The organism is Rhodococcus sp. no. 34, assembly GCF_054589475.1.
This window is the reverse complement of sequence record NZ_BAAILK010000047.1, coordinates 287,477-300,300: the sequence shown is the minus strand read 5'-3', so window position 1 is coordinate 300,300 and position 12,824 is coordinate 287,477. Positions and strand designations below refer to the sequence as shown.

Annotated in this window: 13 protein-coding genes; 6 read left to right on the top strand and 7 right to left on the bottom strand. The window is 62.7% G+C overall.

Features of this window, described 5'->3' with window-relative positions; genetic code table 11:
• The first annotated feature begins 156 nt into the window (after window positions 1-156).
• A complete protein-coding gene (locus tag ACYP01_RS27160; protein ID WP_030535811.1) occupies window positions 157-1,140 on the top strand; it encodes an alpha/beta hydrolase in 984 nt (327 codons plus the stop codon).
• Between the two features lie 13 nt (window positions 1,141-1,153).
• Here the strand turns inward: ACYP01_RS27160 and ACYP01_RS27155 are convergent, their stop codons facing one another.
• Window positions 1,154-1,762, bottom strand: a complete 609-nt coding sequence (locus ACYP01_RS27155) for a TetR/AcrR family transcriptional regulator (protein WP_158170230.1) — start codon at window positions 1,760-1,762, stop codon at window positions 1,154-1,156.
• 209 nt (window positions 1,763-1,971) lie between these two features.
• On the opposite strand from ACYP01_RS27155, the gene ACYP01_RS27150 reads away from it, so the two are divergent.
• The 4 genes from ACYP01_RS27150 to ACYP01_RS27135 are packed head-to-tail and all read left to right on the top strand — an operon-like array spanning window position 1,972 to window position 6,528.
• A complete protein-coding gene (locus tag ACYP01_RS27150; RefSeq protein ID WP_051649531.1) occupies window positions 1,972-2,763 on the top strand; it encodes a cyclase family protein in 792 nt (263 codons plus the stop codon).
• A 53-nt stretch (window positions 2,764-2,816) separates the two neighbouring features.
• A complete protein-coding gene (locus tag ACYP01_RS27145) occupies window positions 2,817-3,749 on the top strand; it encodes a fumarylacetoacetate hydrolase family protein (protein ID WP_030535808.1) in 933 nt (310 codons plus the stop codon).
• Complete coding sequence (locus ACYP01_RS27140) at window positions 3,746-4,984, top strand: thiolase family protein (RefSeq protein WP_030535807.1); 1,239 nt, start codon at window positions 3,746-3,748, stop codon at window positions 4,982-4,984. Before ACYP01_RS27145 ends, ACYP01_RS27140 begins: the two co-directional genes overlap by 4 nt.
• The gene (locus ACYP01_RS27135; RefSeq protein WP_058038043.1) at window positions 4,981-6,528 is read left to right on the top strand and encodes an AMP-binding protein; all 1,548 of its coding nucleotides are present in this window, start codon (window positions 4,981-4,983) and stop codon (window positions 6,526-6,528) included. The genes ACYP01_RS27140 and ACYP01_RS27135 overlap by 4 nt, the downstream gene beginning before the upstream one ends.
• On the opposite strand, the gene ACYP01_RS27130 is transcribed toward ACYP01_RS27135, so the two are convergent.
• Genes ACYP01_RS27130 through rfbA form a run of 4 tightly spaced genes read right to left on the bottom strand, consistent with a single transcriptional unit; the run spans window position 6,517 to window position 10,037 of the window.
• A complete protein-coding gene (locus ACYP01_RS27130) occupies window positions 6,517-7,377 on the bottom strand; it encodes an ATP-grasp domain-containing protein (RefSeq protein ID WP_260646340.1) in 861 nt (286 codons plus the stop codon). The two genes, ACYP01_RS27135 and ACYP01_RS27130, sit on opposite strands and share 12 nt — an antisense overlap.
• A gap of 34 nt (window positions 7,378-7,411) precedes the next feature.
• Window positions 7,412-8,503: a S1C family serine protease gene (locus ACYP01_RS27125; RefSeq protein ID WP_081557213.1), complete on the bottom strand. Its 1,092-nt coding sequence runs from the start codon at window positions 8,501-8,503 to the stop codon at window positions 7,412-7,414.
• Between the two features lie 51 nt (window positions 8,504-8,554).
• A complete protein-coding gene (locus ACYP01_RS27120; protein WP_151097587.1) occupies window positions 8,555-9,160 on the bottom strand; it encodes a dTDP-4-dehydrorhamnose 3,5-epimerase family protein in 606 nt (201 codons plus the stop codon).
• Between the two features lies 1 nt (window position 9,161).
• Entirely contained in the window at window positions 9,162-10,037 is an 876-nt protein-coding gene (rfbA, locus tag ACYP01_RS27115) for a glucose-1-phosphate thymidylyltransferase RfbA (protein WP_459683142.1), read from the bottom strand.
• Window positions 10,038-10,133: 96 nt separating this feature from the next.
• On the opposite strand from rfbA, the gene rfbB reads away from it, so the two are divergent.
• Window positions 10,134-11,135 carry a dTDP-glucose 4,6-dehydratase gene (gene rfbB, locus ACYP01_RS27110; protein ID WP_165638719.1) on the top strand — a complete coding sequence of 334 codons (1,002 nt, stop codon included), beginning with the start codon at window positions 10,134-10,136 and terminating at the stop codon, window positions 11,133-11,135.
• A gap of 7 nt (window positions 11,136-11,142) precedes the next feature.
• On the opposite strand, the gene ACYP01_RS27105 is transcribed toward rfbB, so the two are convergent.
• Together ACYP01_RS27105 and ACYP01_RS27100 are read right to left on the bottom strand one after the other, a co-directional pair.
• Window positions 11,143-12,162 (bottom strand): lysylphosphatidylglycerol synthase transmembrane domain-containing protein, encoded by a 1,020-nt coding sequence (locus ACYP01_RS27105; protein ID WP_058038039.1) that lies wholly within the window; start codon window positions 12,160-12,162, stop codon window positions 11,143-11,145.
• Window positions 12,163-12,220: 58 nt separating this feature from the next.
• A partial coding sequence (locus ACYP01_RS27100) for a DapH/DapD/GlmU-related protein (RefSeq protein ID WP_459683141.1) occupies window positions 12,221-12,824 on the bottom strand: 604 nt, incomplete at its 5' end.

Genomic DNA, 12,824 nt, shown 5'->3' with positions numbered 1-12,824 from the left:
TTGCGCCGCAGCGCATCGAACCCGCCCCGAAAGCTCAGTCCAGTGGACTGCGCGGTCTGGGCAAGGTCATCGGCGGGCGGAAACGAAAGGTCACGATCGTCGACGATCTCGACGAAGTCGACCTCTTCGGTGCCTGATCGCTTCTAATCTGGACAGATGTCTCTGTTGCCGACAGTCAGTCGAAGGACCGGAACTCGATACGGCAGGCCGAGTATCGAATCGCAGGTCCTCTACAACGCGTGTCGATGGATGCTTCGGCCCGTGGTCGGGATCGCGCCGCTGACGCCTGGCGCCATGCGCCGCGCCGCAGTGCTGGACTCGGCCGCGGGTGTACGCATTCCGTCCGGGATCGATCGGGAAGCGATTCGCTTTCCAGGTTTCGACGGTGAACTCGTGCGGACGGCAGGCTCGACGGCTGATCTGCGCGACGGTGTTGTTCTCTACCTGCACGGCGGCGGGTTCATGTGCTGCGGGCTCAACACGCATCGGCCGGTCGTTGCAAGCATCGCCAAGCGAACCGGCCTTCCGGTCCTGCACATCGCATATCGACAGTTGCCGAGCACGAGCATCAGCGGGTCCGTCGACGACTGTCTCGATGCATACCGGTGGCTCCTCGAACAGGGAGCCTTGCCGGAAAAGGTTGTCTTCGTTGGCGATTCGGCCGGAGGCTTTCTGGTCTTCGCGACGGCACTTGCAGCTGTTTCCGCGGGGCTCGAGGTTCCGGCCGGTCTTGTCGGGCTCTCACCTCTCCTCGATCTCGATTGCACCACCAAATCAGTCCACGCCAACGCTCGACGCGACGTGATCGCCCCGGTGTCGGCATTGATGGCGATCGGAAAGCTTGGCGGACAGACGAACTCACCCGTCGACGGCGATCTGGCCGCTCTGCCGCCGTCGTTGCTGATCGCCGCCGAATCCGAGGTGCTCAGAGTCGATTCGGAGGTGATGGCGCAACGGCTCGCCGCCGCGGGGGTGCCGTGCTCGCTGCAGATCTGGAACGGCCAGGTTCACGCGTTTCCCGCCGTCTGGCCTGGCTTGCCGGAGAGCCGGGCTGCGCTACGTGACGTTGCCAGGTTCATTCGCGCCAGGCTGGATGCGGTCCCGCCCCAGGTCGCGGGCGAAAGTTGTTCGGGAAGTTGAACTTCCGGTCCGGTTAGGGATTCTCGTGTCCTGACGTTGTGGTAGGTGCCATCGCGCGGGCATAGATCGATTCGAGCTCGGTTACTGCTGAACGTCGATCGACGTTGTCGGGATCGAGGCGATGTTGGAGGTTGATCCCGAGAGTGCCGGCCAGAAGGGTGACGGCAACCAACTCCGGATTGGTGACCGGGGTGTCGATCGAACGCAGGTAGTCCGCGTACAGCGTTCGCATTGCGACGTACTGCTCTGCGTAGGTCTCGCGGATGGTGGACCCGGGAATCACGGCTTCGATCAAGATGGTCGAGAAAATTCGTGCCTCGGGGTATGACATCAGTACGAAGTTGGCTTCGATCAATGCTTCGATTCCAGTCGCCGAGGATGATGCCAACTCTGCGCGTAGCTTTTCCATGCCCCACCGGAATGCGTCCTCGACGACGGCTCGTAGAAGCCCGTCCTTCGATCCGAAGTGCCAGGCCACGGACCCTCTGCTGATACCGGATCTTTCTGCCACGGCTTGTACGGACATCGCGGTCGACCCGCCTTCGGCAGCCAGTTCGGCCGCGGCTTTCACCAGTCGCCGTCTGGTTTCCTCGGAAATCTCCTGCTTGCGTGTCGACGCCATTCGGTGTTCCTGCCTTCTTTCGTTCTCGAGTGCAGCCAATTCCGGCACGCGGTGACGTCGACGCGCCCGTCGGGGCCGAGACCTGCGCACCGCACTCATGCTACGAGGCCGGCCATCGGCCGGCCGTATTCCTCTCGCGACACCCTCTTGCCTATGTTGATCGTCCAGTTCTATGCTGAGCGTCCAATAACTTAACGGAATGGGCGGACATGGAACTCATCGATCTGACTAGAACTCTCGATCCGGCCGATCGGGAATTGCTCCCCGAGGGTTTGAAGGCACTGGCTTCCGTCGTTGCCCCCTCGGTGACCTACTCGCACCCCGCAGGTGCCGGACGCGACGAGTTCGCGGCAGCACTGCAGTGCGGAGTTCATGATCTTCCGGACGGTGAGGGGTGGGGATCGGAGATGTTGAGTGAGTTCAACAGCCATCTGGGCACACACGTCGACGCGCCGTTGCACTACGGATCAACCTCGGAGGGTAAGCCTTCTCGCACGATCACAGACATCGCGTTGGATGAATTGTTCTGCGAGACAGTGGTGCTCGACCTGCGCGGCCGGTGCGAGGCGAATCAGCCGATCTCGGTGGACGCGCTGAAAGCTGCCCTGGCGGAAAACGGTGCGTCCGTTCCCCAGGGTGGTGCCGTGTTGCTCCGTACCGGACAAGAGAGCTTCACCTTGGCTGATCCAGGGTTCTTTCAGTATCCAGGGATGAGTCGCGAAGGCACGCTGTTTCTCGCCGAGCAAGGCGCGAAGGTGCTGGGCACCGACGCTGCCGGCTGGGACTTGAGCTTTGCAGTCATGGCGCAGAAATTTCGTGACACCGGGGACAACTCGGTTCTCTGGGACGGGCACCGGGCCGGACGCGAACGTGAAGTATTCATCGTTCAGCAACTGGCGAACCTCGCCGCGCTTCCGCCCTCGGGATTTCACGTGGCGTTTTTCCCGATCAAGCTTGCGCGAGCCAGCGCTGCCCCGGCTCGTGTGGTCGCGTTCGTCTGAGCAAAATTCCTGCCTCACCTAACGAACAATTCAGTGAAAGGTATTGACTCACAGTGAAACTTGCGACCGTCGAATACGAAAAGACTCAGCAGACGGCTCTGGTGACGGGCAGCGGCGAGCAACTGTTGTTACTCGAGCGAGCTCATCATGATGTGACGGGAAAACCGGCTCCAGAACTGGAAACCATGCAAACCATCATCGAAGGTGGTCCGGCGGCACGGGAGACCCTGGATCGGCTCGCAGACGAGCCGCCGGCAAGTGCAATCGTCGACGCAGGTGATGTGCGCTGGATGTCGCCGCTTCCTCAGCCGGTCCAGATCCGAGACTTCGGCTGCTTCATGGATCACTTCCGCAACGCTCGCGCCCGAATTCAAGGGGTCGCACTCGAGGACGTCGAACTGCCGAAGATCCAGTTGGAGCGCCCGCTGTATTACATAGCGAACCGATTGGCGGTGACCGGACACAAATCTGACGTCGTGTGGCCCGAGTACTCGAGCCTGCGCGATTACGAACTCGAATTCGCCTGTGTGCTGGGGCGCGGTGGAACCGACATCTCACGCGCGGATGCCCCTGCGCATATCTTCGGTTACACCATCTTCAACGATTTCAGCGCCCGCGATACTCAGCTCGAGGAGATCTCCACCGGACTCGGTCTCAGTAAGAGCAAGGACTTTTCGAACGCGAATGTCCTCGGGCCCTGGATCGTGACGGCCGACGAAGTCGGTGACCCCTACCAACTCGAGATGACCGCGAGAATCAACGGAGACGAGGTGAGCCGAGGAACCAGCGCCGACATGGACCATCGTTTCGAGGACGTGATTTCGTTCGCTTCGACTTCCACGCGGCTGTACCCGGGTGAAGTCTTCTGTTCCGGCACCGTGCCGAGTGGATGCGGCTTGGAGCACGGGCGGTTCCTGGAACCGGGAGACGTAGTCGAACTCGAGGTCACCGGCCTCGGTGTATTGAGGAATCGAGTGGTGGCGTGAGCGGCGAAGTCATGGTTCTCGGTGTCGGCGCGACTCTCTTCGGGCGGCACGCGGATACCGCGGCCTCGGAATTGGCGGGGCGTGCGGCGATCGATGCCGTCGAAGACGCGGGCCTGACCCGCGGTGACGTCGGTGCGGTCTTCTACGCGACAGTCAGCCAGAAGGCGATCGACCGGCAGCACATGATCCCAGGCCAGATTGCCTTGAGGCCATACGGTTTCGGGGGAGTCCCGGTCGTCAATGTCGAAAATGCCTGCGCCGGCGGCGCGACTGCACTCTGGCTGGCGATCGCCCACGTTCGCGCCGGTCTGTCCGAGGTCGCGTTGGCGGTCGGGGTGGACAAGCTGGTGTGCTCGGATCCGGCTCGAAGTCTGGAGGTGTTCGACGGTGCACTCGACGTTGCGCATCGCGACGAGACGCTCGCGGGCCTTGCTTCGCTGTCCGCTCCGCTGCCGGATGCACTCGGATCGCAGGGTGAGCGGTCGGTGTTCATGGAGATCTACGCTTCTCTTGCCCGGGCGCACATGGAGAGATTCGGAACCACCGAGTTCGAGCTCGCGTCCGTAGCAGCCAAAAATCATGCGCATTCCGTGCACAATCCGCGGTCGCACTTTCGCAAACTCTTCAGCGTCGAAGAGGTGCTTGCCGCAAGGCGAGTCGCGTGGCCTCTGACAGTTCCGATGTGCTCGCCCGTCAGTGACGGTGCAGCGGCGGTCATTGTGACCAGTGCGGACTTTGCTCGAAGGCACGATTCCTCTCGGCGGGCGGCGCAGGTACTCGGTTGCAGCTTGGTGTCAGGCACGGATCGGACCGCAGATGACGTGGAGAGTCACATCGGTCGCCGTGCAGCAATGAGCGCATACGAGGAAGCCGGAGTCGGGCCAGGCGATGTGGATGTGGCAGAGGTCCACGACGCCACGGCCTTCGGTGAAGTGCAGCAGGTCGAGAATCTGGGGTTCTGCCCGATCGGTGAGGGCGGCGCGTGGTCGGCGTCCGGTGCGAGTTCGTTGGGAGGCGTGCGTCCGGTCAATCCGTCAGGTGGGCTCGAGTCCCGTGGTCATCCGGTCTCGGCAACGGGACTGGCGCAGGTCTTCGAACTTGTCACGCAGTTGCGTGGACAAGCAGGGCGGCGACAAGTTCCGGGTGCTCGAATCGCGGTCGCAGAGAACGGCGGAGGTCTCTACGGCATCGAGGAAGCCGTCGCCGCGGTCACGATCTTGGGAGGGCCACGATGAACGCGGACATCATGAACGATGAACCGATGGCGCCAGGCTTGCAGGTGCAAGCGGGATATGCGGATCTGATTCTGTCGGCGCTGCGACGCCGACCAGACCACATCGCGTTTCGATTCACGGATCGGAACGGTGATCGGGCCGAGCTGACATATTGGCAGACTGCGGAACAGATCGAGCGGATTGCAGGTGTCCTCAGTAGCTTCGCTCTGCCGGACGGAGCCGGGGTCGCCCTGCTTGCGGGGCCGTGTCCTGAAGCATTCACGGTCATGGCCGCGGCGTGTCTGGCGGGCGTGCGCTACACGGCACTCCATCCGCTCGCGACCGAAGAGAACGACAGGATGGTGCTGAAAGACAGTGGTACCGATCTCCTGTTGGTTGCCGACGGACAGTTCCAGGTACGCGCCGAAGCGGCACAGACTCGAGTGATGTCACTGTCAGCCCTCGAATCAGCGTGTGAATTGGGTACGGCGGGAATAGGTTCAGGCTTAGGCGGTCAGGGTCGAGCTTTGTATCTCTTCTACACCGGTGGAACCACCGGTGAGCCGAAAGGCGTCATGCTCAGGGACCGATCCTTGGTCGCCAATGCCTGGGCCTGCACCACGTGGGAGTGGCCGGCTGAAACCACCATGCTGCTCACTACGCCGATGTCTCATGCTGCCGGTCTGCTCGTCGCACCCGGTCTGCTGCGAGGTGCAAGCTTCGAGTTGCACAGGTCGTTCGACCCGGACAGAGTTGTCGACGCCATCGAAAATGGCGGAGTCACAGCTACATTCGTGGTTCCCACGATGCTCTATGCCTTACTCGACCATCCACGCCTGTCGGATGCGAATCTGTCTGGGCTGAACTGGATGCTTTACGGTGCTGCACCCATCGACCCCACCAGGCTCGAGCAGGCAGGGGCGGTGTTCGGGCCGATCCTGAGCCAGCATTACGGTCAGGCCGAAGCCCCGAATGCGTTGACGGTACTCGATACACGTGAGCACACGGACGATCCCGCAGTTTTGGGGAGTTGTGGGCGCGCGATGCCAGGTGTCGAAGTGGTGTTGCTTGACGAGCAGGGAAACGAGACGGCGACGGGCGTACCCGGCGAGCTTTGTGTGCGAGGTCCGCTCGTGATGGACGGCTATTGGAACAAACCTGAACAAACCGCTGCAGCGCTCGCGAATGGGTGGTTGCACACCGGCGACGTTGCTCGAATCGACGAAAGTGGGCTCATCTCGATCGTCGACCGCATCAAAGACACGATCATCAGTGGTGGATTCAACGTCTACCCGCGCGAAGTCGAGGACTCACTCGGACATCATCCCGCGGTGGCAGCATGTGCGGTATTCGGTGTCCCCGATTCTCAATGGGGAGAAGCTGTTACCGCCGCAGTCGTACTGAAGACGGGATGGTCGGTCACACCCGATCAACTCATCGCGCACGTGAGATCGCACAAGGGTCCGATCTGGGCGCCCAAGGAGATTTCGATTCTGGAAGCGCTGCCGCTCACTGCTTTGGGGAAGATCGACAAGAAGGCACTCCGTGGCGCGTCACCGACCTAGTGACGCGACAACTGCCCGTGCGAGGGCGTCGGCAGATCCAGGGGCGAATGGCAGAAAGAGTTCTGGCTCGATCAATTCCACTTCCATGAGCAGTGGTTGATCCACCGGGCCCACGACGTCCACACGTGCATAAAGCAATTCGCCGGGGCCGCATGGGGTCGCGGCCAGTGCTGCGTCGGCCACCGCGAGTTCGGCGGCGGACGGTTGGTGGAGGTGGTTGGTTCCGCCGTGAAATTCCTGCACGCGGAAGTCGTTGGCGGCCGGGATCTTCCGGACAGCGTGCGAGTAGCGTCCGCCGATGTGGATGATCGAGCGCTCACCGTCGACGACGTCCGAGACGAATGGCTGGACCAACGCGTCGTTACCGCCGTCGAGGATCGAGCTGAGGTGAGCGTGGGCCTGCGCGGACCCCGAGGCAAACTTTCCCACTCCGACAGCGCCGGCGGACACTGCCGGCTTGACGATGACGTCGGCACCCTCGAACGAAGGGAGGGTGAGTGTTTCGCTCTGTCCGGCAGCGATCACAGCGGTTGGGACGATAGGTACGCCGGCCGCGGCAAGTTCGGTGAGGTATCCCTTGTGTGCGTTCCACTTCACGATCGAGAGTGGATTGGCGATCGGAGCGGTCAGCTGATCGAGAACGGCAAGAAATTTGTCGAGGCGCTGGGTGTAGTCCCAGGTCGACCGGATCAGAACCAGGTCGGCGTCGATATCGAGGAGGGACGGGCTCGACCACGGCGCCATCGTCGACGCGATGCCGTAGGAGGTGAGAGCATCCATGACGAGTTTGCTTTCGACATCCGCCTCGCGGGCGGCGCCGTCACAGGTGAGCAGGAGAACCGTGGTCATGCCACGATGCTTTCACGGCTGGCGCCTTCTAAGACTAGCGAGGTGGCCCCTCGTCGAGGACCAGCGAACCGGTCCCGGGTTGCCCGGTTGCGTCCACCCACGTCACCGCGACGGTGTCGCCGGGGCGGCGCGAGCTCATCGCCGCGTTGAGATCAGCGGACGACGCGATCCGGCTGCCACCGAACTCGGTGATGACCGCACCTTTGGTCAGCCCCACCCGCTCGGCCGGCGAATCGAAGCTCACGGCAACAACTTCGGCGCCGGCCGGCATGTCCGCGTGATCCTTCACCGCGACACCGAGTACGGGTGTCGGTCCCACACGCACGGTCTCGGAGGAGCGGCCGCCGAGTACCTGCTCGACGATCGGTAGTGCGGTGTCGATCGGTATCGCGTAGGACTGAGGCGCCGGTGATGTTTCGGTGCGGTCGGTGACGGCGTTGCCCGCGCTGCTGACGCCGATCAGCTCGCCAACGGCGTTGACCAGGGGGCCACCGGAATCGCCAGGCCGGATGTCCGCGTCCACCTCGATGAGGCCCTTCAACTGGTTTCGCGATCCGTCGGACACGTTGCGGGTGTTGACGGTGACACCGAGGTTGGTGATGACGCCGGGAGCAGGGACGGGTACTCCGCCGCCTTCCGCATTTCCGATTGCGGTGACGGAGTCCCCGCGAGCGGCTTCTGCTGATTTGCCGACCACAGCCACCGGCAGATCGTCAGCGCCCGCGAGTCGAAGGACGGCAAGATCGCTGACGCTGTCGTACCCGAGGATCTCGGCGTCGTAGATCAGCCCGTTGGACATGCTGACGGCAGTGACGTCCGAAGCTCCGCTGATGACGTGGTGATTCGTGAGCACCACTCCGTCAGGGGAGAGCACGATCCCGGTCCCAGCAGTGGTGGTGAATCCGGCCGGCGCCGTGATGGTGACGATGGTGGGGACCACCCGGGCCGAGAGCTCCTCCGGGGTGAGCGGAACAACCGGCGAGGGTGGGGTGGTCGTGATGACGGTGACCGGTGCGGACTCGATCGTTCCCGGAGTCAGGGGCGGTGCGACCAGCGCGAGACCACCGAGGCCGGCTGCGAGAACGACGGCCGTCCACAGGCCGCGTCTGCTCGCACGTTTGGTCATCCAGCCGTCCGTCCCGCCGGTGTCATGCCATCGAGTCGTGAAAGGTGAAGATTACCGATTCGGCGAATCTTCGGCCACAAAACCGGGCAACATGCCGTCCGCGCGGAGCGTCGCCAGGGACGGCGCGGCAGCGTCCTTTGCGGAGAGCTCGTAGGTCAGAGGGTTGCCCTTACGGTCTGTTCTCGGCCATTCGATCGCGAGTTCCGGATCGAAGGGATCGAGGTCGCGGTCCAGGTGGGGGGAGTATTCGACGCTGCACAGGTACATCACTGTCGATCCGTGTTCGAGTGAAAGGATCGCGTGGCCGAGGCCTTCCGCAAGGAACACCGCTCGTCGATCGACGTCGTCGATCACCACTGCATCCCACTCGCCGAAGGTCGGTGATCCGACGCGCAGGTCTACGACAACGTCGAGGAAGGCACCTTTCACGCAGGTGATGTACTTCGCCTGTCCGGGCGGATTGTCGGTGAAGTGGATCCCGCGGAGGCTACCGGCTTCGGAAACCGAGCAGTTGGCCTGCGCGAGGTCGAGAGTGCGGCCGGTCGCGGCGGTGAAGGCGGAGCTTTTGAACCATTCGAGAAAGACACCGCGGTTGTCGCCGAACTGCTTCGGTGTAATTTCCCAAGCTCCGGCGATCTTCAGTGGACGGATTTCCACGTCACCATTCCTTGCCGTGCTCGAGCAGCTCGAGTAGGTAGTTGCCGTACCCGGATTTGCCCAATGCTTCTGCCTGAGTGCGTAATTGGTCGGAGGTGATGAATCCTTGACGCCACGCAACCTCTTCAGGGGAACCGATCTTGAGGCCTTGGCGGTGTTCGATGGTCCGCACGTAGTTCGCTGCCTCGAGCAGGGAATCGGGTGTGCCGGTGTCGAGCCACGCGGTTCCGCGGGGGAGGACATCGACAGAGAGTTTGCCAGCTTCGAGATAGTGCTGATTGATGTCGCTGATTTCGTATTCGCCACGCGCAGAGGGCTTCAGAGTGCGTGCGATGTCCACGACGTCGCTGTCGTAGAAATAGAGGCCGGGGACTGCGTAATTGGATTTCGGTGACGTCGGCTTTTCCTCGATGGACACGGCGCGACCCGAGTCGTCGAATTCGACGACGCCGTAGGCGGTCGGATTCGAGACCCAGTAAGCGAATACGGCTCCGCCGTCGATGTCGGAGAAACGCCTGAGTTGGGTTCCGAGGCCGGGGCCGTAGAAGATGTTGTCGCCGAGGACGAGCGCCACGGAGTCGGATCCGATGTGCTCTGCGCCGAGGGTGAATGCCGTTGCGAGGCCGTTCGGTTCGTGTTGCACTGCATAGGTGAGGTTGACGCCGAATTGTGAGCCGTCGCCGAGAACCCGGCGGAATTGTTCGGCGTCGTGTGGGGTCGTGATGATCAAGATGTCGCGAATGTCGGCGAGCATGAGAGTGGAGAGCGGGTAGTAGATCATCGGCTTGTCGTAGACAGGCAAGAGTTGCTTGCTCACTCCGAGGGTGATCGGGTGCAACCGCGACCCGGTGCCACCGGCCAGAATGATTCCGCGCATGCGTGCAGTGTCCTGCACTCCTGCCTGCCGACGCAAACGGACATGACACGCCCGGCCGCTAGAGTGGGGTTCGTCCGATGAGCCTGAGGAGATGACGTGCGACTACTGGTCACCGGGGGTGCCGGCTTCATCGGTGCCAATTTCGTTCATCAGACGGTGGCGACGCGTCCCGACGTGGAAGTCACGGTTCTCGACGCTCTGACCTACGCCGGAAATCGCCAGTCCCTGGCGTCCGTCGAGGACCGGATCACGTTTGTCCACGGCGACGTGGCCGACGAGCCGCTGGTCGACGATCTTGTCTCGCGCTCCGACGCAGTCGTGCACTTCGCGGCCGAAAGCCACAACGACAATTCCCTCGCCGACCCCGAACCGTTTTTGCGCACCAACGTCATGGGAACCTTCTCGCTCCTGCAGGCAGTGCGTTCGCACGGGGTCCGTTATCACCACATTTCGACCGACGAGGTGTACGGCGACCTCGAACTGGATGATCCGGCGAAGTTCACGGAGACGACACCGTACAACCCGTCGAGCCCGTACTCCGCGTCCAAGGCGTCGAGTGATCTGTTCGTGCGCGCCTGGGTGCGCTCGTTCGGGATCGCGGCGACCATCTCGAACTGCTCCAACAATTACGGCCCGTACCAGCATGTGGAGAAGTTCATCCCACGCCAGATCACCAATCTGCTCGACGGAGTGCGTCCACGGTTGTACGGGGAAGGCCGCAACGTCCGCGACTGGATTCACGTCGAGGACCACAACCGCGCCGTCTGGGACATCCTGGACCGCGGAAAGTCCGGCGAGACGTATCTGATCGGCGCCGACGGTGAAACCGACAACCGGACGGTGATTGCGACCCTGCTCGAAATTTTCGGACGCAAGCCGGACGATTTCGACTTCGTCACCGACCGCCCTGGTCACGATCTGCGGTATGCGATCGATTCGACGCGACTGCAGCAGGAACTTGGGTGGAAGCCGCAGTACCGCGATTTTCGAAGCGGACTGGAAGCCACCGTCGAGTGGTATCGCGACAACGAGCAGTGGTGGCGTCCGCAGAAGGCCGGCGTCGAGACGCAGTATTCCGCGTCCGAGAAAGTGGTCTGACCGAACGTCAGGCTTTGGTGGGGTCCGGCACCCGCGAGCGCTCGTGCACGAGTGCATTGCGCAGGCCTCGTGATCCCGACAGTGCAGCCACGACGCCGGCAAAGACCTCACAGAGGGTGAACAGCAGCCTCGACGCCAGTGCGAGGCCGAGCGCGACGCCGGCATCCATGAACGGTGAAAGCGCTGCGACGATGACGGCTTCGCGGACACCGATTCCGGACGGGACGACGAACACGAGGACGCCCGCGCACATACCGAGGGCGAGAGCGCCGATGCACTGGACGAGCCCACGGATTTCGAAGCCGGCCGAACTGGACGCGAGTAGCCACAACTGGATGCCGTAGAGCACCCAGCTTGCTGCGCACCAGCCCAATGCGAGCGCAATCTTGTGCATCGTGAGCGGCTTGTGCAGCGGCGTGCGGCGGAGCAGTTTCAGCGCGAGGTTCACCAGGCGTGTGAGCACCGGCGGGTAGGCGCAGACCAATGCGATCGGTACGAGGATGATCACGCCGACCGCTGCCGCCGTGCTGACCTCGAACAGGGCAGGTAGACCGAAGAGGCCGACGACCAGCGCCGAAGTTGTGCTCAACCCCACCGTGACCAGCACTGCGACAAAGCCTGCGGCACGGGACACACCGGCGCGCCTCACGAGTTCCGTTTGCAGAACGAAGGCCCAGACACTGCCGGGAAGGTACTTGCCGAGTTGGCCGACCAGATAAGCGCGAGCGGCGTCGAAGGCCGGAATCGGTTGTTCGAGGGCGCCGAGTGCGTGTTGCCAGGCCCGCACTGCGGCACCCATACCGAGGAAGATGAACACCGACGAGGCGGCAAGCGTCCACCAGTTCAGCTCGGTGATCGTGTTCTTGACCTCGGACCATTGGGACTTCACCGCGAAGATGATCGCGACGACGATCGCGAGGGTGACGAGGACCTTGAATCCGTTGACGAGAAGGCCGCGTAGAGCGTTCGGCTCTGCGGCCGGTTCGACGTCTTCGACCGGTTGTTCAGATTCGGGAGAGGTACTCACGCGCCTGCATCCCGCCCGTTCGTCATTTCGCAGACGATACCAACCAGGATTTGTCTCGCTAAACCACGAGCGGTTTGTCGGCGCGTTCCCGCCACCAGGTGAAGGCCTCCGACAGCGAGTCCGGAATGGCCGGTGACGTGCCGAAGCTGCCGGCGGCGTAGAGGTCTTCGATTGCGGAAATGTCCGCGTCCGAGATACCCGATCGGCTCATTCCGACCCGGTTGACACCGTGCAACGACACCGGGTTGCCGAAGGCCTTGGAGAAGGGCGGGACGTCCTTGACCACGACGGTTCCCATGCCGATCATGGATCCGGAGCCGACGACGCGTCGTTGGTGCGCGACAGTGTGCATGCCCAGGTTGACGCCGTCTCCGACGCTGACGTGCCCGGCAAGCGTCGTACCGGAGGACACGACGCAGCGGTCACCGATCTGCACGTCGTGCTCGATTCCCACTCTGTTCATCACGAAGCAGTCTTCGCCGATTTCGGTGCGGCGTTCGCTTCCCTGATGGACTGTGCTCAATTCGCGAATCGTCGTTCGAGCACCGATTCGAATTCCCAGACCGGCGCTGACGGACCAGGACGTCGGATGTAACGCGCCGAGGATCTCGGGGGGAGCTCCCAAGACCGCTCCCGAGCCGATCCAGCAGTCGTCGCCGATC